This is a genomic window from Mesorhizobium sp. LHD-90, assembly GCF_030929505.1.
Taxonomy (GTDB): domain Bacteria; phylum Pseudomonadota; class Alphaproteobacteria; order Rhizobiales; family Rhizobiaceae; genus Kumtagia.
The window spans coordinates 408,346-434,469 of sequence record NZ_JAVFVV010000001.1; the positions used below are offsets into that span (position 1 = coordinate 408,346).

Sequence of the window (26,124 nt, forward strand, 5' to 3'; positions counted from 1 at the left end):
TGCAGCTCGGCGGGAAAGAGGGCGGGTGGGGTTCTTAAATCCCGTCGAGCGTTGAAAAGGTGGCCGGACTCACACCCAACTGGCGATATGTTGCCTGAGTTCGCCAACTGGACCTCGAAGTGAGCCCGGCCACCTCTCGCATATTCCAAGTCGAGCGCCTCCGCCATGCGCCAATTCGATACGCACATCCCGCCGCAATCATGGTTAAGAATTCGTTAACGGCGGTTTTGGCCTGACGTGGCCTCATGCCAGCGTGCTCCCGGTGGAAATCGCGGGAGCGATCCCGCAAGCGACGAGGTGCGAGGCGGAAGGAGCCTTGGAACGCCGGGCTGTACAGGGACCGGGTGGTGATCCCGACAGGAATCGAACCTGTGACCTACAGATTAGGAATCTGCCGCTCTATCCTACTGAGCTACGGGACCAGCCGGAACGACACATAGCGGCTTCCGGTGGCTTCGCCAACTGATTCCGGAGCGTCCTGTTTCATTATGTGACGGAACGGGGTGTGACGGAACGGGCGCCGATATGCAGTCCGTCCCGATTTCGACCGCATGGTCGCGAGCCTTGCGGAAACAGAGTGTTTTGGCTAATGAGGCCGCGCATCGGCGCCGGGCGTTTCCGGCGCCTCAATCGAGGCATTCCAAGGCTTCCGCGAGCCCGGGACAGTCGAACGGGGCATCCGCTTTCCATGGCGCGTATCGTGATGAAGTTCGGCGGAACCTCCGTCGCCGACCTCTCCCGCATCCACAATGTGGCGCGGCACGTCAAACGCGAGGTCGACGCCGGCCATGAGGTCGCCGTCGTGGTCTCGGCCATGTCGGGAAAGACCAACGAGCTCGTCGGCTGGGTGCAAGGCATGCCGAAGGCGACCGGCGCCAACACCCCCTTCTTCGATGCCCGCGAGTACGACGCCATCGTCGCCTCCGGAGAGCAGGTGACCTCGGGTCTGCTGGCCATCGCGCTGCAGTCGATGGGCATCAACGCCCGCTCCTGGCAAGGCTGGCAGATCCCGATCCGGACCGATCATGCGCACGGCGCCGCCCGCATCGCAGACATCGACGGCTCCTTCCTGATCAAGCGTTTCGGCGAGGGGCAGGTGGCGGTGATCGCCGGTTTCCAGGGCATCGCGCCGGACAACCGCGTCTCGACGCTGGGACGCGGCGGCTCCGACACGTCCGCGGTGGCGATCGCCGCGGCGGTGAAGGCCGACCGCTGCGACATCTATACCGACGTGGACGGTGTCTATACCACCGATCCGCGCATCGAGCCGAAGGCGCGCCGCCTCGACCGCATCTCCTTCGAGGAAATGCTGGAAATGGCCTCGCTTGGGTCGAAAGTGCTGCAGGTACGCTCGGTCGAGCTTGCCATGGTGCACAAGGTGCGCACTTTTGTGCGGTCGTCCTTCGACGACCCCGACGCGCCGGGCATGGGCGACCTCCTAAACCCACCCGGAACGCTTATTTGCGACGAGGATGAAATCGTGGAACAGCAGGTCGTCACCGGAATTGCCTACGCCAAGGACGAGGCCCAGATCTCGCTGCGCAGGGTTGCAGACCGCCCAGGCGTCGCCGCCGGCATCTTCGGGCCGCTGGCCGAGGCCAACATCAATGTCGACATGATCGTCCAGAACATTTCGGAGGACGGAAAATTTACCGACATGACCTTCACCGTGCCGTCCGGCGACGTCATGAAGGCGCTCAACGTGCTCGAAAAGGGCAAGGCTTCGGTCGGCTACGACGTTATCCAGCACGACGAGGGCATGTCGAAGGTCTCCGTCATCGGCATCGGCATGAGGAGCCACGCCGGCGTCGCCGCCACCGCCTTCAAGGCGCTATCGGAAAAAGGCATCAACATCCGCGCCATAACCACCTCCGAGATCAAGATTTCCATCTTGATCGACGGCGCCTACACCGAACTCGCGGTTCGCACTTTGCATTCGGTCTACGGCCTCGATAAGCATTAGACTGGAAAAGTAGCCGGCGGGGATTCGCGCCTTGCCGGGTGGCAGGGTCGCAAGGCCGTTTGGAGACGGAGCCCCGATGCGTGATTCGGTCGTAGGACCACGCGTATTGCTGAAACGGCTCAGGGAGCTCATGGCCGAGCCCCTGGGGCCGCAGGAGCGGCTCGACCATATCGTCCGCGACATCGCCCGCAACATGGTGGCGGAGGTCTGCTCGCTCTATGTGCTGCGCGCCGACTCGGTGCTCGAGCTCTACGCCACCGAGGGCCTGAATCCCGGTTCGGTGCATCTGGCGCAACTGCGCCTCGGCCAGGGCCTCGTCGGCACGATCGCAGCCAGCGCGCGTGCGCTCAACCTTTCCAACGCGCAGGAGCATCCGGCCTTCGCCTACCTGCCGGAGACGGGCGAGGAGATCTACCACTCCTTCCTCGGTGTGCCGGTGTTGCGCGCCGGCCGCACGCTGGGCGTGCTGGTCGTGCAGAACCGCACCATGCGGACCTATCGCGAGGACGAGGTCGAGGCGCTCGAGACCACCGCCATGGTGATCGCCGAGATGATTGCCGCCGGCGACCTGGCACGGCTGTCGCGGCCCGGCATCGAGCTCGACCTCAGCCGGCCGGTATCGATGACCGGCCTTGCCTTCAACGAAGGCGTCGGTCTCGGCCATGTCGTGCTGCATGAGCCGCGCATCGTCGTCACCAACCTGTTCAACGAGGATTCGGAAGCGGAGGTCGATCGGCTGGACGCCGCGCTCGGCTCGCTGCGCCTGTCGATCGACGACATGCTGTCGCGGCGCGAGGTCGCTTTCGAGGGCGAACATCGCGACGTGCTCGAAGCCTACCGCATGTTCGCCAACGACCGCGGCTGGGTGCGGCGGCTGGAGGAGGCGATCCGTAACGGCCTGACCGCCGAGGCGGCGGTCGAGAAGGTGCAGTCCGACATGCGCGCGCGCATGGTGCACATGACCGACCCCTATATGCGCGAGCGGATGAGCGATTTCGACGATCTCGCCAACCGGCTGCTGCGCCAGTTGATGGGGCGGTCGCCCGACGACATCGCCGCGGCGCTGCCCAAGGACTCCATTATCGTGGCGCGTTCCATGGGCGCGGCCGAACTGCTCGACTATCCGCGCGAAAAGCTGCGCGGCTTGGTGCTGGAAGACAGCGCCATCACCAGCCATGTGGTGATCGTGGCGCGCGCCATGGGGATCCCCGTGGTCGGCCAGGTCAAGGGCGGCGTCTCCATGTCGGAGAACGGCGACGCCGTCATCGTCGACGGCGAGGAAGGGGCGGTCCATCTGCGCCCCCAATCCGACGTGGAGTCCGCCTATGCGGAAAAGGTGCGGTTCCGGGCGCGGCGCCAGCAGCTCTATCGCGAGTTGCGCAAGAAGCCGTCGGTGTCCAGGGACGGTGTGAGCGTCGACCTCATGATGAATGCCGGGCTTGCGGTCGACCTGCCGCAGCTTGCCGACGCCGGCGCAGCCGGCATCGGGCTGTTCCGCACCGAACTGCAATTCATGGTGGCCTCCACCTTCCCGCGCGCCGAGGCCCAGGAGCGGCTCTACCGCGACGTGCTGGACGCCGCGCAGGGCAAGCCGGTCACCTTCCGCACCATCGACATAGGTGGCGACAAGGTGCTGCCTTACTTCAAGGATGCCGGCCAGGAGGAGAACCCGGCGCTAGGCTGGCGGGCGGTGCGCCTCACGCTGGACCGGCCGGGACTGCTGCGCACCCAGGTGAGGGCGCTGCTGCGCGCGGCCGGCGGGCGCGAGCTGCGCGTAATGCTCCCGATGGTCACCGAGCTCGGCGAGATCGCGCAGGCGCGCGAGATCATCGACCGCGAGGTGCGGCACCTGTCGCGCTTCGGCCACCATCTGCCGAACAGCCTCAAGATCGGCGCCATGCTCGAGGTGCCTTCGCTACTGTTCCAGCTCGACGAACTGATGCAGACGGTCGATTTCGTCTCGGTCGGCTCGAACGACCTGTTCCAGTTCGTGATGGCGACGGACCGGGGAAACAGCCAGCTTGCCGACCGCTTCGACGCGCTGTCAGTGCCGTTCCTGCGCATACTGCGGCAGATCGCGCAGGCGGGAAAACGCAACGAGACGCCGGTCACCTTGTGCGGCGAACTCGCCGGCAAGCCGATCTCTGCGATGGCGCTGATCGGCCTCGGCTACCGGGCGATCTCGATGTCGCCGGCGGCGATCGGACCGGTCAAGGCCATGCTCGCCGAACTGCCGGTGGACGACCTCACCACCTTCATGAACGAGAATCTCGCCGGCATGAGCGCCAGATTGCCGATGCGCGCGCTGCTGCATACCTTCGCGGATGACCGGGGGATACCGCTGTAAACGCATCCGCCTGCCAGAGCGTTGAGGTTTTCCGCAAACTTCGCTATTGCCCCGTCCTGTTTCCCGAGCCGGCACGGCCAAACACACTAAGTGCAATGGCTCCCCGACTGGACCATCGACCGCAATCATGATCTCTCTTCCCCGTGACCGCATGGACCAGGTCGTCAAGCGTTTCGAGATGCTCGAGGCGCAGATGTCGGCCGGCCCGGAACCTGACGCCTATGTGAAGATGGCGTCCGAATATGCCGAACTGCAGGAGATCGTCGGCAAGGTCCGGGCTCTGCGTTCGGCGGAAGCGGAAGTCGCCGACCTGCATGCCATGCTGGACGACAAGGCGACCGACGCGGAGATGCGGGAACTGGCCGAAGCCGATCTGCCGACGGCGGAGGAGCGGGTCGAGACGTTGCAGCACGACATTCAGATCCTGCTGCTGCCCAAGGACGCGGCCGACGAAAAGAATGCCATTCTGGAAATCCGCGCCGGCACCGGCGGCGACGAGGCGGCGCTGTTCGCAGGCGACCTGTTTCGCATGTATGAGCGCTACGCGGCGTCGAAGGGCTGGCGGGTCGAGGTCGAGTCGTCCAGCGAGGGCGAGGCCGGCGGCTTCAAGGAAATCATAGCCACTGTTTCCGGGCGCGGCGTCTTCGCCCATTTCAAATTCGAATCGGGCGTGCACCGGGTGCAGCGGGTGCCGGAGACCGAGGGCAGCGGGCGCATCCACACCTCCGCCGCGACCGTCGCCGTTCTGCCGGAAGCCGAGGAGGTAGACATCGAAATCCGTCCCGAGGACGTGCGCATCGACACGATGCGGGCCTCTGGCGCCGGCGGCCAGCATGTCAACACCACCGACTCGGCGGTCCGCATCACCCATCTGCCCACCGGCATCATGGTGGTGCAGGCGGAAAAATCGCAGCACCAGAACCGCGCCAAGGCAATGCAGATCCTGCGTGCGCGCCTCTACGACATGGAGCGCACCAGGGCGGCGGAGGAACGGTCGGAGTCGCGAAAACTGCAGGTCGGGTCGGGCGACCGCTCCGAGCGCATCCGTACCTACAATTTTCCGCAGGGGCGGGTGACCGACCACCGCATCAACCTGACGCTCTACAAGCTCGACCGCGTCATGATGGGCGAACTCGACGAGATCGTCTCGGCGCTGATTTCCGACCACCAGTCGAAGCTGCTCGCCGAAGTCGGCGGCGATGCCTGACGAACGCCCGACGGCGCTGGAGGACCTGCTCCGCGTCGGTCGCGAGATGTTTTCCGCGGCCGGTATCGACGATCCGGCGCTGGATGCGCGGCTGCTGGTCGAGCATTTCACCGGCACGACGCGGGCACACGCGATCGTCTCGCCGAGGCGGCCGGTCGAAGCGGCGGTCGCTGCACGCGTCACGGCGGCGTTCGAGCGGCGGCTGGCCGGCGAGCCGGTCCACCGCATCATCGGCTTTCGCGCCTTCTACGGGCTCGACCTGTTGATCTCGCCGGCGACGCTGGAGCCGCGTCCGGACACCGAGACGCTCGTCGACGCAATGCTTCCGTTCGTGCGCGAGACCGCCGGTCGGAAAGGCTCATGCCGTATCCTCGACCTGGGTACCGGCACGGGCGCGATCGCGCTGGCGCTGCTGTCCGAGGTGGAGGCGGCGGTGGCCACCGGCGTCGACGTCTCGCGCGACGCGTTGGCCGCGGCGACCGAAAACGCCCGGCGAATCGGGGTGACCGACCGCTTCACGCCGCTTCTGTCGGACTGGTTCGAAAATGTTTCGGGGCGATGGGATGTAATCGTCTCCAACCCGCCCTATATACCGACGGAAAGCATCGCCGGCCTGGCGCGCGAGGTTCGTGATCATGAACCGCTGAAAGCGCTGGACGGTGGCGAGGATGGGCTCGATGCCTACCGCCGAATCGCCGGGCGAGCCAAGAACCATCTCGACGCGGATGGCCGAATTGGCCTTGAAATCGGTTTCGACCAGAAGCGGTCGGTGACAGCCGTGTTCGTTGAAAGCGGTTTCGTACCGGCCGGGTCGGCAAAAGATCTGGGAGGCAATGACCGCGTCCTGATTTTTGCCACGAAAACTTCACGGGCGACCGGTATTTGAGGAAAAAGGCACCGGAAATATCGCTTGGCAATCCGGAAGAATGCGGTTAGGGTCCGGCCACCGGATGAGACGAAGCAGGCAGTGCTCTGAACAATTCGGTTCCCTAAGTAGCTAGCTGCCTGATCGCGCAAACGATGCTGATGCTTCGTACGGGGATCGTCCGGGTCGTGTCATGAGACCGAAACAGGATGGCATGTGACGCCGACGCAACCGATGCGGGCGAACACCGTCGGAGGATTACGAACCGGATGGCCGGCACGGCGCATCGTTCGTGAAAGTTTTTTCTAAACGAAGAGAGTCTGATGAGGCCACAACAGCAGAACAGGCGCATGCGCGGCCGCAATGGCGGCGGCGGCAACAACAATAACAACAATAATAACAACAACCGCAGGGGCCCAAATCCCCTCACGCGCAATTACGAAAGCAACGGGCCGGACGTGAAGATCCGCGGTTCCGCCCAGCAGATCGCCGAAAAATACGCTACGCTGGCACGTGATGCCCAGAGTTCCGGCGACCGCGTCATGGCGGAAAACTACCTCCAGCACGCCGAACACTACAATCGCATCATCGCCGCCGCGCAGGCGCAGTTCGCGTCGCAGCAGCCGCAGGCGGTCCGCGACGACCTCGACGAGGATCTCGACGATGCGTCCTTCGGCTTCGACGGGGGCGTGAACGGTAACGCCGATAACTACCAGCAGGCACCTGCGCAGCAGCAGGCGCCGCAACAGCAGCAGCAGCCCCAGCAGCACCAGCCGATGAACGGCTCCGGCCCGCAGCCGGTGATCGAGGGTGTGCCGGCGGAAGTGGCGCTTAACAGCGAGCCGGCCGGCCAGCCGACCGGCGGCGGCCGCCATCGCGACCGGCGGCACCAGCACAATCGTCACAACGGCATGAATGGCGGCTCCGCCCATGCGGCGAACGCAAACGCCGAGGAGGCGCCGGCCCCAGCGCCGCAGCCGGAACAGGCGCCGGAACCGGCCGCGCCGGCCGTTGCAGCGACCGACGAGGCCCCGGCCGCCGAGGAACAGCCGCGTCCGCGCCGTGGCCGCCGGCCGCGCCGCGGCGAGCGCACGCAAGACGCCGAGGGATCGGCGCAGGGCGAACTGATCGCCGCGCCGGAAGGCACCGGCGAGGCCGCTGCTCCCGTCGAGAGCTGAGTTTCCAATCACCATTGTTCGCATCGAACGGCCGGGCAGAAATGTCCGGCCGTTTTCTTTTCAATCCGGCTCAAAGCTGCCTTGAGGGAATACCCGCACATACCCATATCCGCCCAAGTTGAACCGGCCTCGGTTTCGAGGGGGTTCGTCATCTTAGAGCGAGATCAGATGATCCCCGGTCATTCTGTTTCTGGTTTGGCGAGGCGATCCACGCGGAGGGTCGCGAAGGTCGATGGGGTTCCATCGGCCGAGCGGCCCGACAAAGTGGGCGCCCGCCAAACCGAAACCCGGAGGGCCGTGCCGGTTTGAGCCAAATCCTTCGGGCTTCGTCTTGTCCGGGCCACCAGCCCGACCCGCGACGAAGCCCTCGACCTTGGCCCAAACCTGCTCCGGCAGAATGATCGGGAATCATCTGATCTCGCTCTAGCGCCAAACCGGCGCCGCAAAGCGGGCCGGGACGGAAAGGAGACAAGTATATGAACGTCGAAAAATACTCCGAGCGCGTGCGCGGTTTCATCCAGTCCGCACAGACGCTTGCACTTTCCCGCAACAACCAGCAGTTCACGCCCGAGCACATCCTCAAGGTCCTGATCGACGACGAGGAAGGGCTGGCCGCGTCGCTGATCGAACGCGCCGGCGGCCGTGCCCGTGACGCAAAACTCGGCGTCGAGGCGGCACTCGAGGCGCTGCCGAAAGTCGAGGGCGGCAACGGCCAGCTCTACATGGCGCAGCCGCTGGCCAAGGTGTTTTCCACCGCCGAGGATCTGGCCAAGAAGGCCGGCGATTCTTTCGTCACCGTCGAGCGGCTGCTGCAGGCGCTGGTCATGGAGAAGTCGGCCAAGACCGCTGACATCCTCGCCAAGGCCGGCGTCACCGCGCAGGCGCTGAACGCCGCCATCAACGACATCCGAAAAGGACGCACCGCCGATTCGGCCTCCGCAGAGCAGGGTTATGACGCGCTGAAGAAGTATGCGCGCGATCTCACCGCCGACGCACGCAGCGGTAAGCTCGATCCGGTGATCGGCCGCGACGACGAGATCCGCCGCACCATCCAGGTGCTGTCGCGGCGTACCAAGAACAATCCGGTGCTGATCGGCGAGCCCGGCGTCGGCAAGACGGCGATCGCTGAGGGGCTGGCGCTGCGCATCGTCAACGGCGACGTGCCCGAATCGCTCAAGGACAAGCAGCTCATGGCGCTCGACATGGGCGCGCTGATTGCAGGCGCGAAATATCGCGGCGAGTTCGAGGAGCGGCTGAAGGCGGTGCTCAACGAGGTCACCTCGGCCGACGGCCAGATCATCCTGTTCATCGACGAGATGCACACGCTGGTCGGCGCCGGCAAGGCGGACGGGGCGATGGACGCCTCCAACCTCTTGAAGCCGGCGCTGGCGCGCGGCGAACTGCACTGCGTCGGCGCCACCACGCTCGACGAATACAGAAAACATGTCGAGAAGGACGCAGCACTTGCCCGCCGCTTCCAGCCGGTCTTCATCGAGGAACCGACGGTGGAGGACACCATCTCGATCCTGCGCGGGCTGAAGGAGAAATACGAGCAGCACCACAAGGTGCGCATCTCGGATTCCGCGCTCGTGTCGGCCGCGACACTGTCGAACCGCTACATCACCGACCGCTTCCTGCCCGACAAGGCAATCGACCTGGTGGATGAGGCCTCGGCGCGCCTCAGGATGCAGGTCGACTCCAAGCCCGAGTCGCTGGACGAGGTCGACCGCCGCATCATGCAGCTCAAGATCGAGCGCGAGGCCCTCAAGCTCGAAAAGGACGACGCGTCGAAGGACCGGCTGGCCCGCATCGAGAACGATCTCGCCTCGCTCGAGGAGGAGTCCACCGAACTCACCGCCAAGTGGCAGGCCGAGAAGCAGAAGCTCGGCCTCGCAGCCGACCTGAAAAAGCAGCTCGACGACATGCGCAACGAACTCGCCATCGCGCAGCGCAAGGGCGATTTCGCCCGTGCCGGCGAACTCGCCTACGGCAAGATTCCCGAGGTCGAGAAAAGGCTGAACGAAGCCGAAGCCCAGGACGGCAAGGCCGGCATGGTCGAAGAAACCGTGACGCCGGACCATGTCGCCCACATCGTGTCGCGCTGGACCGGCATTCCGGTCGACAAGATGCTGGAAGGCGAGCGCGACAAGCTGCTGCGCATGGAAGACGAGATCGGCACGCGCGTCGTCGGCCAGGGCGAGGCGGTGCAGGCGGTTTCCAAGGCCGTGCGAAGGGCGCGCGCCGGGCTCCAGGATCCGAACCGGCCGATCGGCTCGTTCATGTTCCTCGGCCCGACGGGCGTCGGCAAGACCGAGCTCACCAAGGCGCTCGCCGACTTCCTGTTCGACGACGAGACCGCGATGGTGCGTATCGACATGTCGGAGTTCATGGAAAAGCACTCGGTGGCCCGGCTGATCGGCGCGCCTCCCGGCTATGTCGGCTACGAGGAAGGCGGCGCGCTGACCGAAGCCGTGCGGCGGCGGCCCTATCAGGTCGTGCTGTTCGACGAGGTCGAGAAGGCGCATCCCGACGTCTTCAACGTCTTGCTCCAGGTGCTCGACGACGGCCGGCTGACCGATGGCCAGGGCCGCACGGTCGACTTCCGCAACACGCTGATCGTCATGACCTCGAACCTGGGCTCAGAATATCTGGTGAACCTCACCGAGGATCAGGATGTCGACCTGGTTCGCGACGACGTGATGAACGTCGTGCGGGCGTCCTTCCGGCCGGAGTTCCTGAACCGGATCGACGAGATCATCCTGTTCCATCGCCTGCGTCGCCAGGATATGGGCCGGATCGTCGAGATCCAGTTGAAGCGGCTGGAGAAGCTGCTGGCCGACCGCAAGATCAGGCTCGACATCGACCAGGATGCGATCGAATGGCTGGCCGCCAAGGGCTACGACCCCGCCTATGGTGCGCGCCCGCTGAAGCGGGTGATCCAGAAGGACCTGCAGGACCCGCTCGCCGAGCGCATCCTGCTCGGCGACGTGCGCGACAACTCGACCGTGAAGATCACGGCGGGCTCGGACCGGCTGAATTTCCGCCCGCGTCCGTCGGTGGCCGCTGAGGCCGAAGCTGCATGACCGGAGCGCCGGCCACCCTCCCCGTTCGCGGGGAGGGTAATCGCCCGGCGACCGCCGGTTTTATGATTGGCCTGCCGCGTCGTTTGGCATCGATCGCGGTAGCTCGCTATCGGACGTTGTGCTTGCGCTTCATGAAGTCCTTGGCGGTTTCGACGGCAACCGCCGCGTCGCGGCAATAGGCGTCGGCGCCGACGGCCTTGCCGAACTCCTCGTTGAGCGGGGCGCCGCCGACCAGCACGACATAGTCGTCGCGGATGCCCTTTTCCTTCAGCGTGTCGATGACGACCTTCATGTAGGGCATGGTCGTCGTCAGCAGGGCGGACATGCCCAGAATGTCGGGCTGGTGTTCCTCGATGGCGGCGAGATATTTTTCGACGGCATTGTTGATGCCGAGGTCGATGACGTCGAAGCCGGCGCCCTCCATCATCATGCCGACGAGGTTCTTGCCGATGTCGTGGATGTCGCCCTTGACCGTGCCGATGACCAGCTTGCCCTGCTTCGGCGCGCCGGTGGCGGCGAGCAGCGGACGCAGGATGTGCATCCCGGCCTTCATGGCGTTGGCCGACAAAAGCACTTCGGGAACGAACAGGATGCCGTCGCGAAAATCCTCGCCGACGATGCGCATGCCTTCGACCAGCGCCTCGGTCAGCACCTTGTAGGGCACCCAGCCGCGCTCGAGCAGGATGTTCGTGCCTTCCTCGATCTCTTCCTTGAGGCCGTCATAAAGATCGTCGTGCATCTGCTGCACGAGTTCGTCGTCGGAAAGCTCGGACAGGATGATCTCGTCGTCGGCCACCGGGCACATTCTCCTCAAAGCAGGTAGCGGACCGGCGCCATAGCCGCCGGTCCGCGTGACGTTGTCTTATGCTTGTTCCAGCCAGACCTTCTGCAGGTCCATCTGGAAGGTCTGGTGAACGCCGTAGTTCCTCACATTCGCTGCGGTATGGCTGTAGAGCTTCTGCCAGAAAGGCTGAATGATCACGCCCGAGTCCTGAAGGATCGTCTCTAGGTCCTTCATGACTTCGCGCCGCTTCTCCGGGTCGCTGATGGATAGCGCGTCCTTCAGCTTCGCGTCGAAGTTCGGATCGGAATAGGCGCTTTCGTTCCAGGCCTCTCCGGTGCGATATCCGAGCGCCAGGATCTGCACGCCGAGCGGCCGCATGTACCAGATCGTCATCGAGTAGGGATATTTTGTCCAGTCGTTCCAGAAGGTCGAACCAGGCAACACAGTCCGCTTGACCTTGATACCCGCGTCGCGAAGCTGCGCGGCGATCGCATCCCCCGTATTCTTTTGCCAGTCGTCCTCGATGGTTATGAGTTCGTGCTCGAAGTCCGCCTGCCCGGCTTCCTCCATGAGCTTCTTGGCGCCGGCCGCATCCCGGGTCTTTTTCGGCAGCGGATAGTATTCGGGGTGGATGGGGCTGACATGGTGGTTCTCGCCAACGTCGCCGCGTCCGTTGTAGCCGAGGTCGAGCACCACCTTGTTGTCGACGGCCATCTGCAGCGCGTTGCGCACACGCTTGTCGTCGTAGGGCTTGTGGGTGACGTTGGTGCGCGCCACCAGCGTCGTGGCGGTGGCCACCTCCGATTTGGTCAGGCCGATCTTGTCCAGGATGTCGATGAAATCAGCGGGAGTTTCGAAGTTGACATCGATCTCCGCGGATTCGAAGGCATTCACTGTCGCCGAGAAATCCGTGCCGTAGTCGATGAACTCAATGGAATCGAGCAGCGCCTCGCCGCCCCACCATTTGCCGTTCTCGCGCCGCTTCACCACGGCCTTCGAGCCGACATCGTAGGATACGAGTTCGAAGGCGCCGGTTCCGATCGGGTTCGTGATCGGATCGTCACCGGAATAGCTGCGATGGAGGACGAGCGCCGGATAATCGGTGAAGTTCGCGATCAGCGAGATATCTGGCGCGTTGAGCTTCAACTGGACGGTGTGATCGTCGACCTTGGTGATCGCACCTTCCTTGGCCTTGCCGGTCGCCTCGTCGATGAGCGCGCCTACGCGTGCGGCCATCGAGTTGCCCGACACGCCCTTCTCGCACCAGCGGTTGAGGTTGTGGACGATGTCGTCGGCGTTGAGTTCGTCGCCATTGGTCCAGGCGACACCCTTGCGTACATGAAGCGTGTATTCCGTAGCGTCGTCGCTGACCTCCCAGCTTTCCAGAAGGACAGGCTCGAAGGTGAACTGCCGCGTATAAGTGACCAGCGGCTCAAGCCAGCAGCGGCTGATGTTGGCGAGTTCCACCCAGTCGTAAACGCGCGGATCCTTCTGACCCTTCACGGCCATGGCGACGCGCAGCGTGCCGCCCTTGGTGCCCTCCTGCGCGAGGGCGGGAGTGGGCGCCGCGAGCCCGATCATTCCATAGGCCAGCGCCGCCGATGCACCCATCGCGCTGGCCATCGCGAGAAACTCGCGTCGATCCATGCGACCGGCGCGGGTTTCCTCGGCAAACTTCTCGATCGCCGCCGGAACGCGATCACCATTGCTCTTGAACAGTCCCATGTCTTCCTCCCTTTGATCTAGATGGTGAGCGTGTAGCGAAGCCCGTCGTAGATCGCGGCGTGGATGTTGCGCGCGGCGACGGCATCGCCGATGCGGAACATGGTGAAGGCGGCGTCGGGCCGGCGTTCCGGGAAAGGATCGTCGCCCCTGACCAACGCCTCGTAGTCCACCGCTCCAAGATTCCTGGAGTTGGGCTTCAGCGCGAAATAGAGGTCGTCGAGCGGCGCGGTTCCATGCTCGACCACCACCTGGTCGACACGGCGCTCGTCACGCCAGCCTTCCGCGAAATCGGAAGACAAGGTCGCGACCAACGCATTGCCTTCGCGGCGAACCGCTGTGACCCGCGTGTTGATCGTGATCTGCACGTTCTTCTCGTGGAACGTCTTCATGTAGGGCACATGATTCATGCCGCCCATTTCGGGTGCGAAGAAGCGCTCCGGCGAGACCAGTTCGAGCTGGGCTCCGGCGTTGGCGATTGCCTCGGCTGCGCCCATGCCCTGGTGCCCGCCATTGTCGTCGTACAACAACACGCGTTCACCCGGCCTGACGGCACCGGAGAGGATGTCCCAGCTCGATACGACGAGGTCCTGCCCCGTTTCAAGCGACGGAGCCTGCGGCAGACCGCCGGTGGCGATGACGATCACGTCGGGTCCCAGGGGCAAGACATCACCTTCCTCTGCCCACACATCGTAGCGCATGTCGACCCCGAGCCGTTCCAGTTCGGATACGCGCCAGTCGACGATGCCGATCAGTTCCTTCCGGCGCGGATTCTGGACTGCAAGGCGGATCTGTCCGCCGGCGTGGCCAGAGGCTTCCAGCACGGTGACCGAATGACCGCGCTCGGCCGTCACGCGTGCGGCCTCGAGCCCGGCTGGGCCGGCGCCGACGACCACCACCTTCTTGAGAGGCCCGTCGGTCCGCGTGATGACATGAGGCATGGAAGCCTCGCGCCCGGTCGCCGCGTTGTGGATGCAAAGGGCCTCGCCGCCCTCGTATATGCGGTCCAGGCAGTAGGTCGCGCCGACGCAGGGGCGTATGCGGTGCTCCTCGCCGGCCATGACCTTGCGCACGATATGCGGGTCGGCGATGTGCGGGCGCGTCATGCCGACCATGTCGAGCTTGCCTTCCGCGATGGCGTGGCGCGCCGTGGCGACGTCGGCGATGCGCGCCGCGTGGAACACCGGAAACTTCGTCGCTTGCCGTACCTCGCCGGCGAAATCCAGCGACGGGGACGACCGCATCCCGGTGATCGGGATGACCTTGGTCAGCGAGGCGTCCGTCTCGATCGTGCCGCGTATGATGTTGAGGAAGTCGAATTTGCCCGACGACGCCAGCCGGCGGGCGATCTCGATGCCATCGGCTTTGGTCAGGCCTTTGTCCAGAACCTCGTCGGCCACCATACGGATGCCGACGATGAAGTCCGGCCCCACCGCCGCGCGCACCGCATCTATGACACGGAAGGTGAAGCGCAGCCTGTTGTCGAGGGAGCCGTTGTATTCGTCGTCACGGTGATTGGTCAGCGGCGACCAGAACCCGTCCATCAGATGGCCGTAGGATTCGAACTCGATGCCGTCCAGACCGGCCGCCTGCATACGCTGGGCGGCGGTGGCGTAGTCGGCAACGATGCGATCGATGTCCCACTCCTCCATGGCCTTCGGAAAGGCGCGGTGGGCTGGCTCGCGCACCGGCGACGGCGCCAGCACCGGCAGCCAGTCGGCCTTGTTCCAGCCCGTCCGCCGACCCAGATGGGTTATCTGGATCATCACCTTGCAATCATGCTCGTGGCAGGCGTCGGCCAGTTCGCTCAGCCACGGCACGATCTCGTCGCGGTAAGCATGCAGGTTGCCGAAGGCGGCGGGGCTGTCGCGGGACACGATGGCCGAGCCAGCCGTCATGGTCAGCGCCATGCCGCCTTTCGCCTTTTCGGCATGATAGAGCCGATAGCGCTCCTTCGGCATGCCGTCCTCGGAATAGGCCGGTTCATGGCTCGTCGACATGATCCGGTTCTTCAGCCGCAGATGTTTGAGCTGGTAGGGCTGGAGGATGGGGTCCCTCGTGAGCGGAGCGTTCATCGCTGCACCGTGGGAGCCGTTCTGGACATGTCGGATGCGCTGACCATTGGGTGAACTGCCGGTCAGTTGACTGTATCCGGCAGGCGTTGCTCGCGTCGCGCCATGAAATCGCGCAGCCCTTCCGCGACACCCTCGTCGAGCTTAGGCTCCTCGTAGTCCTTCAACATGTTGCGCGCCTTCTCGCGGCCGCGTGTGTCGTGGTCCTTGGCGCCTTCCGCCGACCACTGTTCGAATGAATTGAAATCCATCAGCGTCGGCATGAAAAAGGCCTTCTCGAAATGATCGAGGGTGTGCTGCGTGCCGAGGAAGTGGCCTTGCGGGCCGACTTCGCGGATGGCCGCCATCGCGTCCTTGAAATCGTCGAAGGAAAGGCCGCCGGCATATTTGTACCAGCCGACGAGCTGTTCGCAGTCGGTGGCGAACTTGGAGTAGCCGCAGGTGAGCCCGGCTTCGAGCCAACCGGCCGAATGCCAGATGTAGTTGGCGCCCGCAAGGATCGCGGCATGCATCAGCATGTTCGCCTCATAGCCGGCCTGCGCATCGTTGAGCTTCGACCCGACATGGAAGCCGGAGGTGCGCCACGGCAGCCGGTACTTCCGCGCCAGCGCGCCCATCAGGTACATCATCTGGGCCGCCTCCGGCGTGCCACCCATGGGGGCGCCCGTCTTCATGTCGACCGTGACCATGAACTGGCCGTAGATCTGGGGAGAGCCTGGGCGGATAAGCTGGGTAAAGGCCAGTCCTGCGAGCGCCTCGGCGTTGACCTGCGCGACGGCGCCGACAGCGGAGGCGGAGGTGGAAGCGCCGCACAGCGCGAAGGGCGCCAGGATCAGGGGCTGGTTGTGCCGCGCATAGACCTTCATCGCGTCCAGCATGGTGGCGTCCCACACCAGCGGTGAGTTGCAGTTGGTGATGGAAACCAGGACGGGATTGTCTCTGACATAGTCGGCACCGAAGACGATGCCGGCCATCTCCATCGTATCTTCTGCCCGATCCTTCGACGTGACGATGCCCATGAACGGCTTGTCGGAGTGCTTCAGCGCGGAATGGATGATGTGCAGATGCCGCTTGGGCACCGCGATCTCCATCGGCTCGCAGATGATCGAGCTCGAGGAATGCAGGGCCGGCGCCATATAGGCGAGCTTGTGGAAATTCTGGAGATCCTCGAGCGTGCCATAGCGGCGGTTGTTGTCGAGGTCGCGGACGTAAGGCGCGCCATACATCGGGACGAAGATGGAGTTCTTGCCGCCAACCTTCACCGAACGCTGCGGGTTGCGCGCATTGAGGGTGAACTCGGAAGGGATCTTTGAAACGAGATCCATGAGCAGATGACGGTCCAGGCGCACCCGCGTGTCGGTGACATCCGCGCCGGCCTTCCTCCACAATGCGATGGCTTCGTCGTCGCGAAACTCGCAGCCGACCTCCTCGAGGATGGCCAACGATTCCTGGTGGATCAGCTCGACGGCCTCGTCCGGCACGATCTCATAGACGGGAATGTTGCGGACCAGCGCCGGGAACGACGCGACGGGCGCGCTTCGCATCGCTCTGCGGCCGACGCGACCGCCGCCGCGACGGTGAGAAGGTTCCTCGGATATCTGTACGGCGTTCGTTGAATTCATTCCTGGGCACTCCCTTGCCGCTAGGAGAACCGCTCACGCTCACGGATTCAAGCGAATAAGCGGCCCACTTCGCTTGAATTCAGCTCAACGATCAAGGGACAGGAGCCAGTCCCTCAGGATGGTTGCCTGGCGACTGAGCGGCCGGCGAGCGCTCCAGGTCACGAAGTATGAGTGCGGGGCGGGTATCGCCACGCCGGCGATCTGCACCAGGTCGCCGGCCTCGATCAAGGGCGTCACGAGGCTTGCCCACCCCAACACCACCCCTTGGCCTGTACGGGCAGCCTGCAGAGCAATGACGTGGCTGTTGAAGCGTCGCACATTCAGACGCAGGTTTGGCGAGCCCAGCTCCCGGAAAAAATCCGCCCAGGTGGTCCAATCCCACTCTATTCCCTCGACGGAAAGCAGTTGGAGCTTCGAGATATCCTCGACCGTTGCCACCGGATTCAGGCGCGCGAACTCGGGGCTCGCCACGGGAAATATGCGGTCGTCGTAAAGTTTCGCCGACAACTCGTCCGGCCAGTCCCCACTGCCATAACGTAGTCTGAGATCGATGTCGGGACGGTTGAGGCCGTGTGGCTGATCGGAGATCACGTGATCGACAACGATGTCCTGGTGGCTGCTCCAGAAAGCGTTCATCCGGGGCATGAGCCAGAGATGAGCCATGGCCATCGTGCAGCCGATGGTGACGTTCGGCTGGCCGCCGGCGGCCTTCACTTGCAGGAAAGTGGACGAGATTCGCTCGAATCCTTCGCGCAGCGCCGCGGCCATCGTCTCGCCCTCGCGTGTCATTTCGAGCGCCCGGTGCCGGCGCACGAACAGCGGGCTGCCGAGTTCCTCTTCCAGAATTCGAACTTGCTTCGAAATGGCGCCGGGCGTGACATTCAGTTCCTCGGCTGCCTTGGTCAGGCTCAGATATCGTGCCGCCGCCTCGAACGCTGCGAGGGCGCTCAACGAAGGAAGGCTGTAATATCTGCGCACCATCCCGCTGCCATCATCCCATTTGCCGGTTGATCCTGCGCGCCGACTCGTCTTGCGGCGTCGGTTGTCCAGGGCTCAATCGCCGACGAATTTCGTTCACGTTGACTATTAGCCCCAGTTGCCTGTCGATGTGCAATCGCCGTCTGCATGACGATGGATGCGCCGCAAGCGCCACGACACGCTCGGCTTTGAGCGTCTGAGGGAGGGGCAGTGTCCGAAATGGTCTTCAAACGACTTTTCACCCCGGCCGCGTTGCGGGGCAAGACGCTCCGCAACAGGATCGTGTTCGGCGCACATACCGCCAACATGGCGGTCGACGGCCTGCCGACCGAGCGGCACGTCGGCTACTACGCGGAGCGTGCGATCGGCGGCGCCGGCATGATCGTGGTCGAGCCCATGCCGGTTCACCCGGCGGCGGTGCTGACCCGGGGCAACTTTCGTCCCGCCGACGACCGTGTCGTGCCCCATTTTCGCAAGGTGACGGAGGCGATCCGCGGCAACGGCGCGGTGGCGATCCAGCAGCTCTACCATGTTGGCCAGCACGCGGACGCCGACAATTCGTTCCATGCCGGGTGGTCGCCGTCCGGCCTGCCGAGCTATCACGATTCCGATGGCTCGCACCGGATGACCGAAGCGGAGATCGAGGAGACGATCGACGGGTTCGTGCAGGCGGCGCGCCGCTGTCATGAGGCCGGCTTCGACGGGGTCGAGGTGTGGGCGGCCTACCACTCCATGCTCGACCAGTTCTGGACACCTTGGTCCAACAGGCGAGACGACCGTTGGGGCGGAAGCCTTGAAAACAGGACCCGCATGAGCCGCGAGGTCATGACCCGCATCCGCAAGGCCTGCGGCGATGATTTCATCATCGGCCTTGCGATAAATGACGAACCGGAGGTGGAAGTCGCGCTCAAGCGCGAAGCGCTGGCCGAGATCGTCGACCTGCACGACCGCGATGCAATGATGGACTACGTCACCTGCGGATCGGGCAGCTATTTCGATTTCTACAGGATCATGCCGACTTTTCTTTATCCCGAGAAGCTCGGCGCCGATCTCGCAGCCGTCCTCAAGTCGACGGTGCGCCACGCGCTGGTGACCGCGGAGAGCCACATCCGCACCCCTGAGAATGCCGAAACAGTGCTGAGCGAGGGACGCGCCGACCTCGTCTCCATCGTGCGCGGCCAGATCGCCGATCCGCATCTCGCCGCCAAGTCCGCGGAGGGCAGGCCGCAGGACATCCGGGGTTGCCTGTCGTGCAACCAGATGTGCTGGGGCCGCCGTTCGCGTGACTACTGGATCAGTTGCGTGATCAACCCTTCCGCCGGGCGGGAGTGGGAATGGGGTGGCGATCGCTTCACGCCGTCGGCGCGCCCGAAGAGCGTTCTCGTCGTCGGAGGCGGACCGGCGGGGCTGGAGGCGGCCCGCGTGGCGGCTGAGCGTGGCCATCGCGTGACCCTGGCTGAAGCTTCGGATCGGCTGGGCGGACAGTTCCGCCTGGCGGGCATGCAGCCGCGCCGCGCCCAGATACTCGATCTGATCGACTGGTACGAACGCCAGCTCAACCAGTTGCAGGTCGAGGTCCGCTTCGGGCAGTACATGGAGGCGGAGGATGTCGAGCGGGAAAGCCCCGATCGCGTCGTGATCGCCACCGGCGCGCTTCCTTCTGACGGCGCCTTCCAGCGCGCCCTCCCGCAGTTCGACGACATTCCGGGCGGCGGGAAGGCTTTGTCGGCCGAGGCCGTCATGGCCCGCGAGGCACGGCCGGGGAAAAGTGTGATCGTGCTGGACGATGGCGGCAACTGGAAAGGCTGCGGCACCGCCTGGAAATTGGCGGAAGACGGCCATGACGTGACGATCGTTACGCCCGATGCGATGGTGGGCAAGGAATTGCAGCGGATGGCGGTCGACCTGCCCCTGCGCCGCGCCCTTGCCGCGCTCGGCGTCCGCTTCGTAACCGAAAGCGCGATCGTGCACTGGGACGGCAAGACCGCCCGGATCGCTTCGTTGCTGAGCGGGCGGGAGCAGGAACTCGACGCCGACGCGCTCGTCTATGCGGCGACCAGTGTCGCCGACGACACGTTGTCCATGCGGCTGACCGAACGCGGTATCGCCTTCACCGCCATCGGCGACTGCACGGCCTCGCGCCAGGCAGCCTTTGCCTTCCACGATGGACGCAAGGCAGCACTCGGATTGTGAGACGCCTGCACGGCCAGGCTAATCGGGGGAGAAGGTGGAATGGGCAGCGCAATTCGCGTCGGAGTGGTGGGCGGCGGCGGATGGCTAGGCAGTGCCATCGTGGAAGCGATGCTGAACGCCGGCATCGTCGAGGAGCGCAATCTTTCGCTGTCCTACAGGCGCAAGAAGCCGGAGCGGTTTCCTGGAGCATTCTGGACCCCGGACAGCCAGGCGCTTGCCGATCGTTGCGACGTGATCATCCTCTCGGTCCGTCCGCAAGACTGGCCGGTGCTGAACCTGGATGCCGCCGGAAAGCTGACGATCTCGGTGATGGCGGGCATTCCGCTCGCCGCGATCTGCGACCGCCATGGCACGCGGCGTGCGGTGCGAACGATACCGAATGCCGCGGCGGAAGTGGGCCTGTCCTATACCCCATGGATCGCGACCGCAGAAACGACCGAAGACGATCGGTCGATCGTTCGCGCCGTCTTCGAGGCATGCGGAGCGCAGGACGAAGTGGCCAGCGAGCGGGACCTGGACTACCTGACCGGACTTGCCGGCTCCGGACCCGCGTTCCCGGCGTTGCTGGCGTCGGCCATGGTCGACCATGCCGTCTCATTCGGCTTGTCACGCACAATTGCCGAAAAGGCTGCGCTGACGGTCCTTACAGGCGCCGGCAGGCTCCTTGAACCCCGCCGGCAAACGCCGGATCAGGTCGTCGACGTCTTTCTCGAGTATCGCGGCACGACCGCGGCGGCCATCGAGGCAATGCGCGACCGGGGTTTCGACAGCGCCGTCGCCTGGGGACTTCAGCGAGCCTTTGAGAGGTCGCAGGCATTGGGCCTGTCTTCATCGGAGGTCGGCGAAACGGGCGAGACCGGTCGTCGCAGTTCCTGAGGAGCGTCATGCGGATCGAACACATCAACATCTATGGCGTAGTGCTTCCGGTCGTGGGCGGTCCGTATCGCATGGCCAGCGCGACGGTGAATGGTCTGGACAGCACGCTCGTGGAGATCGTTGCCGACAACGGACTCTCCGGATGGGGCGAAACGTGCCCGATCGGACCGGTCTATCAGCCGCACCACGCGCTGGGCGCACGGGCAGCGCTCGAAGAGATTTGCCCCGGCTTGGTCGGCGCCGACGCGACCTCGACCCGCACCGTCGCGATTCGCATGGATTCGCGGCTGACAGGACACGGATACGCAAAGGCCGCCGTCGACATCGCCCTCATGGATCTCCTGGGCAGGCATCTCGGCGTATCGGTGGGGACGCTGTTGGGTGGCGCGGTCACCGACCGGGTGCCGAGCTACTATTCCACCATCGTCGGCCAGCCTGACGACACCGCCCGGATCGCGCGCGAGAAGGTCGAGAAGGGCTATCCGCGGCTGCAGATCAAGGTCGGCGGGAAAAACCTGGAGCAGGACGCCGAGACGGTCCACAAGGTTTGGGAGGCGGTTGGTCACCGCGTTCGATTCGCCGTCGACGGCAACCGCGGCATGACGGCGGCCTACGCGCTACAGTTCGACCTTCTCTGCGAGGGCATCCCCTTCGTGCTTGAGCAGCCCTGCAATACGATGGAGGAAAACCAGGGCTTGAAGGGGCGCATCCGGCGTCCTCTGTATCTCGATGAGAGTACGGAAGATCTCAATGCGGTCCTGCGCGCAATCGCCACCGGCATGGCGGACGGGTTCGGTTTCAAGGTGACCCGGCTCGGCGGACTGACGAAGGCTGCCGTCGCGCGCGACCTTTGCGCCATCCGATCGTTGCCGCATAGCTGTGACGACGCGTGGGGTGGAGACGTCATTGCGGCGGCCTGCGTGCATCTCGGCTCGACCGTGGAGCCGCGTCGGTTCGAAGGCGCCTGGATAGCGCAGGAATACATCGAAGGCCACTACGACCGTGAGAATCCGGTCCTCATAGAGGGTGGTCACATCAAGGTGCCCAAAGGCCCTGGGCTGGGTGTGCGGCCTGACAAGGCAAGCTTGGGAAATCCGATCGCGACCTACGGGCGATGAGCCGCCACGGAACCCATGCACGATGCGCCTCAACGGTATCGGCATAGCGAATTGCATTTTTGGAATTGGCATTCGCCGGCCGGCATTGGCATCAATCGGGAAGGTCGGCGATACGCTGACAACCGAGGATGTCCAAATTGGCGCAAGTCTATTGCAATCGACGTTACATGCCCGAAGGCGAGGCGCGCATCGGCCTGTTCGATCGCGGGTTCCTCTTCGCGGACGCCGTGTACGAGGTGACCGCCGTGATCGGCGGCAGAATGATAGACAATGACTTCCACCTCGGCCGCCTGCAGCGATCGCTTGCCGAGATTGGCATTCCCATGCCCATGTCGCTTGCCGAGATTGAAGCCGTCCAACTGGAACTCGTCTCGCGCAACGGGCTGGACGAAGGGACGGTCTATCTCCAGGTTTCGCGCGGCGAAGCCGAACGCGACTTCCTGTTTCCGGATGATATCGAGCCCACCTTCATCGCCTTCACAAGCGCCCGCAAGCTGACGGGGACCAAGGCCCAGGCCGAAGGCATCGCCGTCGATCTCGCCCCCGATCCGCGTTGGGCGCGGCGGGACATAAAAACCGTCATGCTGCTGGGGCAGGTCCTGGCAAAGCGTGCCGCAAGCCAGGGCGGCTTCAACGACGTCTGGTTTGTCGAAGACGGGTTGGTGACCGAAGGCGCTTCCGCGACGGCGTTTATTGTGACAGGCGACGGCCGCGTCGTGACACGCGCCAATTCCCGGACCATCCTGCCCGGCTGCACGCGACGGGCGCTGGAGCGTCTATGCGACAGCACGGGTATCGTCTTGGAAGAGCGGGCGTTCTCGCCCGAGGAAGCATTTTCGGCGGCGGAAGCGTTCCACACCTCTGCCTCCAGCCTGGTTACACCCGTCGTCCAGATCGCCGGCCACCGGATCGGAAACGGCCAGCCTGGCCCGTTGACATGCCGCCTGCAGGAAATCTACCTGCGGGCAGCTTTTGGAGAGCCGAACCGGAGTGCCGCGGAATGAGCCGCACTTGCCCGACAAGCGGGATGTGAGAATGGGAGCCGCGCGGGATCTCGGTCTTGGCGTGGGCCGGCTGGCGCCTGGCCTGAACAACGCGATCACCGATGTGCCGGGGGTTCTGGTCGGCCACAAGACGATCGTCGCAGACGGGCTGGCCACCGGCGTCACGGCTGTCCTGCCTCATGGCGGCGATCTGTTCAGATCGAAGGTCAGGGCAGCGGTCGAGGTCATCAACGGTTTCGGCAAGTCTGCCGGGCTCATGCAACTGGCCGAGTTGGGCACGATCGAGACGCCGATCCTCCTGACGAATACGTTCTCGGTCGCGCCCTGCGTCGAAGCGCTGATCAGGCGCGCCATTGCCGCCAATCCGCAGATCGGGCGCGAAACCGGCACGGTCAACCCTGTCGTGTGCGAATGCAACGACGGTGGCATCAACGATATTCAGGCAATGGCGGTCAGCCGGCAGGACGCCGAGATTGCGCTGGACGCCGCGAGCGCCGGCCCGGTCGAACAGGGCAGCATCGGCGCTGGCGCCGGAATGACGTCGTTTGGGTTCAAGGCCGGCATTGGCAGCGCGTCCCGGACCGTCAAGATCGGGAGCCGCGTCTTCACGCTAGGCGCCCTGGTCTTGTCCAACTTTGGCAGGGCAGGGGATCTGATCCTCCCGGATGGGCGCAGAGCCGATCCCAAAGGGCTCAAGTCGCCTGAAAGCGGGTCGATCATCGTCATTCTCGGCACGGACATCCCGCTCGACGACAGGCAACTGAACCGGGTTGCACGCCGCGGCGGTGCCGGCATCGCACGCCTGGGCTCGTTCTGGGGACATGGCAGCGGCGACATCGCCATCGCCTTCACGACCGCCGATCCCTTGCCGCACGTCCAGTCTTCGCCATTCAACTCGATTGAACGTCTCGATGACAGGTACATCGACCTGGTTTTCGAAGCGGCTGTGGAAGCCACGGCCGAGGCCGTGCTGAACGCGCTGTGCGCCGCGAAAAGTACGGTCGGGCGAAATGGCCGCAGGTTTCCGGCGTTGGGCGACTGGTTGGGGGAGCGCGGATGAGGGTTTTCATCTCGGCCGATATCGAAGGCACGGCAGGCATCCTGTCCTGGGACGAAACGGAAAGAACGCACGCGGACTACGCGGAATTTCGTGCGCTGATGACCGCGGAGGTGCTGGCCGCCTGCGAGGGCGCGCGGGCTGCCGGCGCGACCGAGATCGTCATCAAGGATGCACATGACAGTGGGCGCAACCTTATTCTCGAGCGGTTGCCTGCTTATGCGCGCATCGTGAGGGGCTGGTCTGGGCATCCGGACGCGATGATGTTCGGGGTCGACGAAAGCTTCGATGCCGCGCTCTATACGGGCTATCATTCCAAGGCAGGAACCGAAGACAACCCGCTCGCCCACACGTCGACATTGCGCATTTCGCGGCTGACCCTGAATGGAGAAACAGCCTCGGAGTTCACTTTGAATGCACTATGCGCGGCGCGTTACGGCGTGCCTTCGCTCTTTCTTTCCGGCGACGAAGGCATTTGCGCGGACGCCAAAGCCCTCGTTCCGGGGATCGCCACGGTCGGGACCCTCAAGGGCGTCGGCGCGGCTACGATCTCGCTAACGCCGGCGGCGGCGCGTGCCGCCATATGCGAGGGCGTCGAAAGGGCGCTGCGCGACAAGGCGCGGCAAGCCGTGCCCCGGATCCCTGAAAACATCGAGATCGTCATCGAATTCAGCAATCCCGCCGATGCCTACCGTGCCTCCTGGTATCCCGGCGTGCGCCGGCACGGGCCGCGCGCCGTCGCGTTTCGATCGGACGATTTTTTCGAGGTGCTGCGCGCCTTTCGCTTCATGAAAAGCTGAAGCCGTTCGCTGCCAACGCCCTGGACGCCTGCCAGAGCGCTTCCACCATGGTGCTGCGCGTCTTCTCCGAGCTGCGATACAACCGGATCTCAAGGTCGAGCGTCCAGGTGCGGTCATTCGAGCAGGCCACAAGACTGCCATTGGAGATGTCTGACGCGACCAGGCTTTCCGGTAGCCAGCAAATGCCGGCGCCCGTCAGTGCCAGTTCCTTGAGGCCCGCACTGATCGTGCTTTCATGCACCGTCTGGCGCCGGAACGGCGAGTGCTTCGAGAAGAGGCTGCCGAGCGCGACGCCGAAGAATGAGCTGTGACCATAGCCCAGATAGGGCAGGGCGAGTTTCGCCGTGTTTGGATGGTCCAGAATTCCTGCCGCAGGGGCAACCGACTTGTCGAGGCGCAGTTGCGGCGCGGCGACGGGGATGAGGCGGTCCGATCCGATCGCCAGATAGGCAAACTTGTCGCGGTCGAGGTGGAACGGCACTTCGCGGTGCGCATAGGTCAGGAAGAAGTCGGCTTCGCCGTCGGTCAGTGCAGCCAAGTTCGCCTCGATGCCGCCTCTGTCGGCTATGAAGGATGTGCCGAACTTGTGGGTGTTCCGCTGCAACTCCCGCAGCCAGACCGGAAAGAATGTGATGGTCAATGTGTGAAGGGCCGCAAACCGTACGAGCCCCTGCTCCGCGGGCGGGCGCAGCGATTCGCGCACCGAATAGAACATCCTGATCGCGTCTTGCGCCATCGGCAGAAAGTTGCGCCCGGCCGGCGTCAGTTCGGCCGGCATGGTGGCGCGGCTGATGAGCGGCGCTCCGATCCATGTCTCGAGCTGCTTGATGCGCCGGCTGAAGGCGGGCTGGGTAACATTGCGGATTTCGGCCGCCCGCGAAAAGCTCGACGTTTCCGCAAGCGTCACAAAATCTTCGAGCCATTTGATCTCCACCCGGCCCCCTCCATAGCGTCCCGACCTTCGAGCAGGCCACATCCGGCAAAATATCTCATTCTAATTGCAATGTTATGCAAATTTTGCATGAGTGCTTGCGAAAACCGAATTGGCCATGCGGCCACGGACACCGCAACGTAGGCAAAACGAACAAGCCGGCAGCCGAAGCCGGCGTTCGGAGGGCGAACAATCTCGAATTCCTGCGTCGATCTGTCGGAGGCTCCACTCGTCGCAGACGCAAGGCAATTTGCTGTGCAGCCTATCGACGAGGGCAGGGTGGCATTTCTCGCCAACCATTGCTGGTGACGTTCGGTCGCCGGG

Annotated in this window: 18 protein-coding genes and 1 tRNA gene; 12 read left to right on the forward strand and 7 right to left on the reverse strand. The window is 64.3% G+C overall.

The features are described from left to right. Positions 1-345 precede the first annotated feature (345 nt). Positions 346-422, reverse strand: a tRNA-Arg gene (locus tag RB623_RS01960). Between the two features lie 266 nt (positions 423-688). Here RB623_RS01960 and RB623_RS01965 point away from each other — a divergent pair. The 6 genes from RB623_RS01965 (at position 689) to clpB (ending at position 10,643) form a co-directional block, all read left to right on the forward strand. Further along, a complete protein-coding gene (locus tag RB623_RS01965; RefSeq protein WP_308055056.1) occupies positions 689-1,963 on the forward strand; it encodes an aspartate kinase in 1,275 nt (424 codons plus the stop codon). Positions 1,964-2,039: 76 nt separating this feature from the next. Next, complete coding sequence (gene ptsP, locus RB623_RS01970; RefSeq protein WP_308055057.1) at positions 2,040-4,310, forward strand: phosphoenolpyruvate--protein phosphotransferase; 2,271 nt, start codon at positions 2,040-2,042, stop codon at positions 4,308-4,310. A gap of 127 nt (positions 4,311-4,437) precedes the next feature. Further along, on the forward strand, positions 4,438-5,517 hold the full coding sequence (gene prfA, locus RB623_RS01975; RefSeq protein ID WP_308055058.1) for a peptide chain release factor 1: 1,080 nt from the start codon (positions 4,438-4,440) through the stop codon (positions 5,515-5,517). Further along, entirely contained in the window at positions 5,510-6,403 is an 894-nt protein-coding gene (gene prmC / locus RB623_RS01980) for a peptide chain release factor N(5)-glutamine methyltransferase (protein WP_308055059.1), read from the forward strand. Before prfA ends, prmC begins: the two co-directional genes overlap by 8 nt. A gap of 302 nt (positions 6,404-6,705) precedes the next feature. Beyond that, entirely contained in the window at positions 6,706-7,560 is an 855-nt protein-coding gene (locus tag RB623_RS01985; RefSeq protein ID WP_308055060.1) for a DUF4167 domain-containing protein, read from the forward strand. Positions 7,561-8,036: 476 nt separating this feature from the next. Continuing rightward, the gene (gene clpB / locus RB623_RS01990) at positions 8,037-10,643 is read left to right on the forward strand and encodes an ATP-dependent chaperone ClpB (protein ID WP_308055061.1); all 2,607 of its coding nucleotides are present in this window, start codon (positions 8,037-8,039) and stop codon (positions 10,641-10,643) included. Positions 10,644-10,749: 106 nt separating this feature from the next. Here clpB and RB623_RS01995 read toward each other — a convergent pair whose 3' ends face one another. The 5 genes from RB623_RS01995 to RB623_RS02015 form a co-directional block, all read right to left on the reverse strand. Further along, positions 10,750-11,439: a B12-binding domain-containing protein gene (locus tag RB623_RS01995; RefSeq protein WP_308055062.1), complete on the reverse strand. Its 690-nt coding sequence runs from the start codon at positions 11,437-11,439 to the stop codon at positions 10,750-10,752. A 66-nt stretch (positions 11,440-11,505) separates the two neighbouring features. After that, positions 11,506-13,152: an ABC transporter substrate-binding protein gene (locus RB623_RS02000; RefSeq protein WP_308055063.1), complete on the reverse strand. Its 1,647-nt coding sequence runs from the start codon at positions 13,150-13,152 to the stop codon at positions 11,506-11,508. Between the two features lie 17 nt (positions 13,153-13,169). Beyond that, the gene (locus RB623_RS02005; protein WP_308055064.1) at positions 13,170-15,224 is read right to left on the reverse strand and encodes an NADH:flavin oxidoreductase; all 2,055 of its coding nucleotides are present in this window, start codon (positions 15,222-15,224) and stop codon (positions 13,170-13,172) included. Positions 15,225-15,286: 62 nt separating this feature from the next. Next, a complete protein-coding gene (locus tag RB623_RS02010; RefSeq protein WP_308055065.1) occupies positions 15,287-16,843 on the reverse strand; it encodes a trimethylamine methyltransferase family protein in 1,557 nt (518 codons plus the stop codon). Positions 16,844-16,927: 84 nt separating this feature from the next. Next, complete coding sequence (locus tag RB623_RS02015; protein ID WP_308055066.1) at positions 16,928-17,824, reverse strand: LysR substrate-binding domain-containing protein; 897 nt, start codon at positions 17,822-17,824, stop codon at positions 16,928-16,930. Between the two features lie 216 nt (positions 17,825-18,040). On the opposite strand from RB623_RS02015, the gene RB623_RS02020 reads away from it, so the two are divergent. From RB623_RS02020 to RB623_RS02045, 6 genes are all read left to right on the forward strand, one after another. Then, the gene (locus RB623_RS02020) at positions 18,041-20,014 is read left to right on the forward strand and encodes an FAD-dependent oxidoreductase (RefSeq protein ID WP_308055107.1); all 1,974 of its coding nucleotides are present in this window, start codon (positions 18,041-18,043) and stop codon (positions 20,012-20,014) included. Positions 20,015-20,053: 39 nt separating this feature from the next. Further along, positions 20,054-20,890 carry a pyrroline-5-carboxylate reductase dimerization domain-containing protein gene (locus RB623_RS02025; RefSeq protein ID WP_308055067.1) on the forward strand — a complete coding sequence of 279 codons (837 nt, stop codon included), beginning with the start codon at positions 20,054-20,056 and terminating at the stop codon, positions 20,888-20,890. Between the two features lie 71 nt (positions 20,891-20,961). Continuing rightward, entirely contained in the window at positions 20,962-22,008 is a 1,047-nt protein-coding gene (locus RB623_RS02030) for a mandelate racemase/muconate lactonizing enzyme family protein (protein ID WP_308055068.1), read from the forward strand. A 128-nt stretch (positions 22,009-22,136) separates the two neighbouring features. Then, the gene (locus tag RB623_RS02035) at positions 22,137-23,012 is read left to right on the forward strand and encodes a D-amino-acid transaminase (RefSeq protein WP_308055069.1); all 876 of its coding nucleotides are present in this window, start codon (positions 22,137-22,139) and stop codon (positions 23,010-23,012) included. Between the two features lie 31 nt (positions 23,013-23,043). Further along, positions 23,044-24,072 (forward strand): P1 family peptidase, encoded by a 1,029-nt coding sequence (locus RB623_RS02040; protein WP_308055070.1) that lies wholly within the window; start codon positions 23,044-23,046, stop codon positions 24,070-24,072. Continuing rightward, a complete protein-coding gene (locus tag RB623_RS02045; RefSeq protein ID WP_308055071.1) occupies positions 24,069-24,869 on the forward strand; it encodes a M55 family metallopeptidase in 801 nt (266 codons plus the stop codon). Before RB623_RS02040 ends, RB623_RS02045 begins: the two co-directional genes overlap by 4 nt. On the opposite strand, the gene RB623_RS02050 is transcribed toward RB623_RS02045, so the two are convergent. Further along, positions 24,856-25,803 (reverse strand): LysR family transcriptional regulator, encoded by a 948-nt coding sequence (locus RB623_RS02050; protein ID WP_308055072.1) that lies wholly within the window; start codon positions 25,801-25,803, stop codon positions 24,856-24,858. The two genes, RB623_RS02045 and RB623_RS02050, sit on opposite strands and share 14 nt — an antisense overlap. Between the last annotated feature and the right edge of the window lie 321 nt (positions 25,804-26,124).

Excerpts from the sequence above, each read along its gene's own strand:
- RB623_RS02005 (WP_308055064.1), bottom strand. The coding sequence starts at position 15,224 with ATGAACGCTCCGCTCACGAGGGACCCCATCCTCCAGCCCTACCAGCTC.
- RB623_RS02045 (WP_308055071.1), top strand. The coding sequence starts at position 24,069 with ATGAGGGTTTTCATCTCGGCCGATATCGAAGGCACGGCAGGCATCCTG.
- RB623_RS01965 (WP_308055056.1), top strand. The coding sequence starts at position 689 with ATGGCGCGTATCGTGATGAAGTTCGGCGGAACCTCCGTCGCCGACCTC.
- RB623_RS02020 (WP_308055107.1), top strand. The coding sequence starts at position 18,041 with ATGGTCTTCAAACGACTTTTCACCCCGGCCGCGTTGCGGGGCAAGACG.
- clpB (WP_308055061.1), top strand. The coding sequence starts at position 8,037 with ATGAACGTCGAAAAATACTCCGAGCGCGTGCGCGGTTTCATCCAGTCC.
- RB623_RS02000 (WP_308055063.1), bottom strand. The coding sequence starts at position 13,152 with ATGGGACTGTTCAAGAGCAATGGTGATCGCGTTCCGGCGGCGATCGAG.
- RB623_RS02025 (WP_308055067.1), top strand. The coding sequence starts at position 20,054 with ATGGGCAGCGCAATTCGCGTCGGAGTGGTGGGCGGCGGCGGATGGCTA.
- RB623_RS02040 (WP_308055070.1), top strand. The coding sequence starts at position 23,044 with ATGGGAGCCGCGCGGGATCTCGGTCTTGGCGTGGGCCGGCTGGCGCCT.
- prmC (WP_308055059.1), top strand. The coding sequence starts at position 5,510 with ATGCCTGACGAACGCCCGACGGCGCTGGAGGACCTGCTCCGCGTCGGT.
- RB623_RS02010 (WP_308055065.1), bottom strand. The coding sequence starts at position 16,843 with ATGAATTCAACGAACGCCGTACAGATATCCGAGGAACCTTCTCACCGT.
- RB623_RS01985 (WP_308055060.1), top strand. The coding sequence starts at position 6,706 with ATGAGGCCACAACAGCAGAACAGGCGCATGCGCGGCCGCAATGGCGGC.
- RB623_RS02030 (WP_308055068.1), top strand. The coding sequence starts at position 20,962 with ATGGCCAGCGCGACGGTGAATGGTCTGGACAGCACGCTCGTGGAGATC.
- prfA (WP_308055058.1), top strand. The coding sequence starts at position 4,438 with ATGATCTCTCTTCCCCGTGACCGCATGGACCAGGTCGTCAAGCGTTTC.
- RB623_RS02015 (WP_308055066.1), bottom strand. The coding sequence starts at position 17,824 with ATGGTGCGCAGATATTACAGCCTTCCTTCGTTGAGCGCCCTCGCAGCG.
- RB623_RS02035 (WP_308055069.1), top strand. The coding sequence starts at position 22,137 with ATGTCCAAATTGGCGCAAGTCTATTGCAATCGACGTTACATGCCCGAA.
- ptsP (WP_308055057.1), top strand. The coding sequence starts at position 2,040 with ATGCGTGATTCGGTCGTAGGACCACGCGTATTGCTGAAACGGCTCAGG.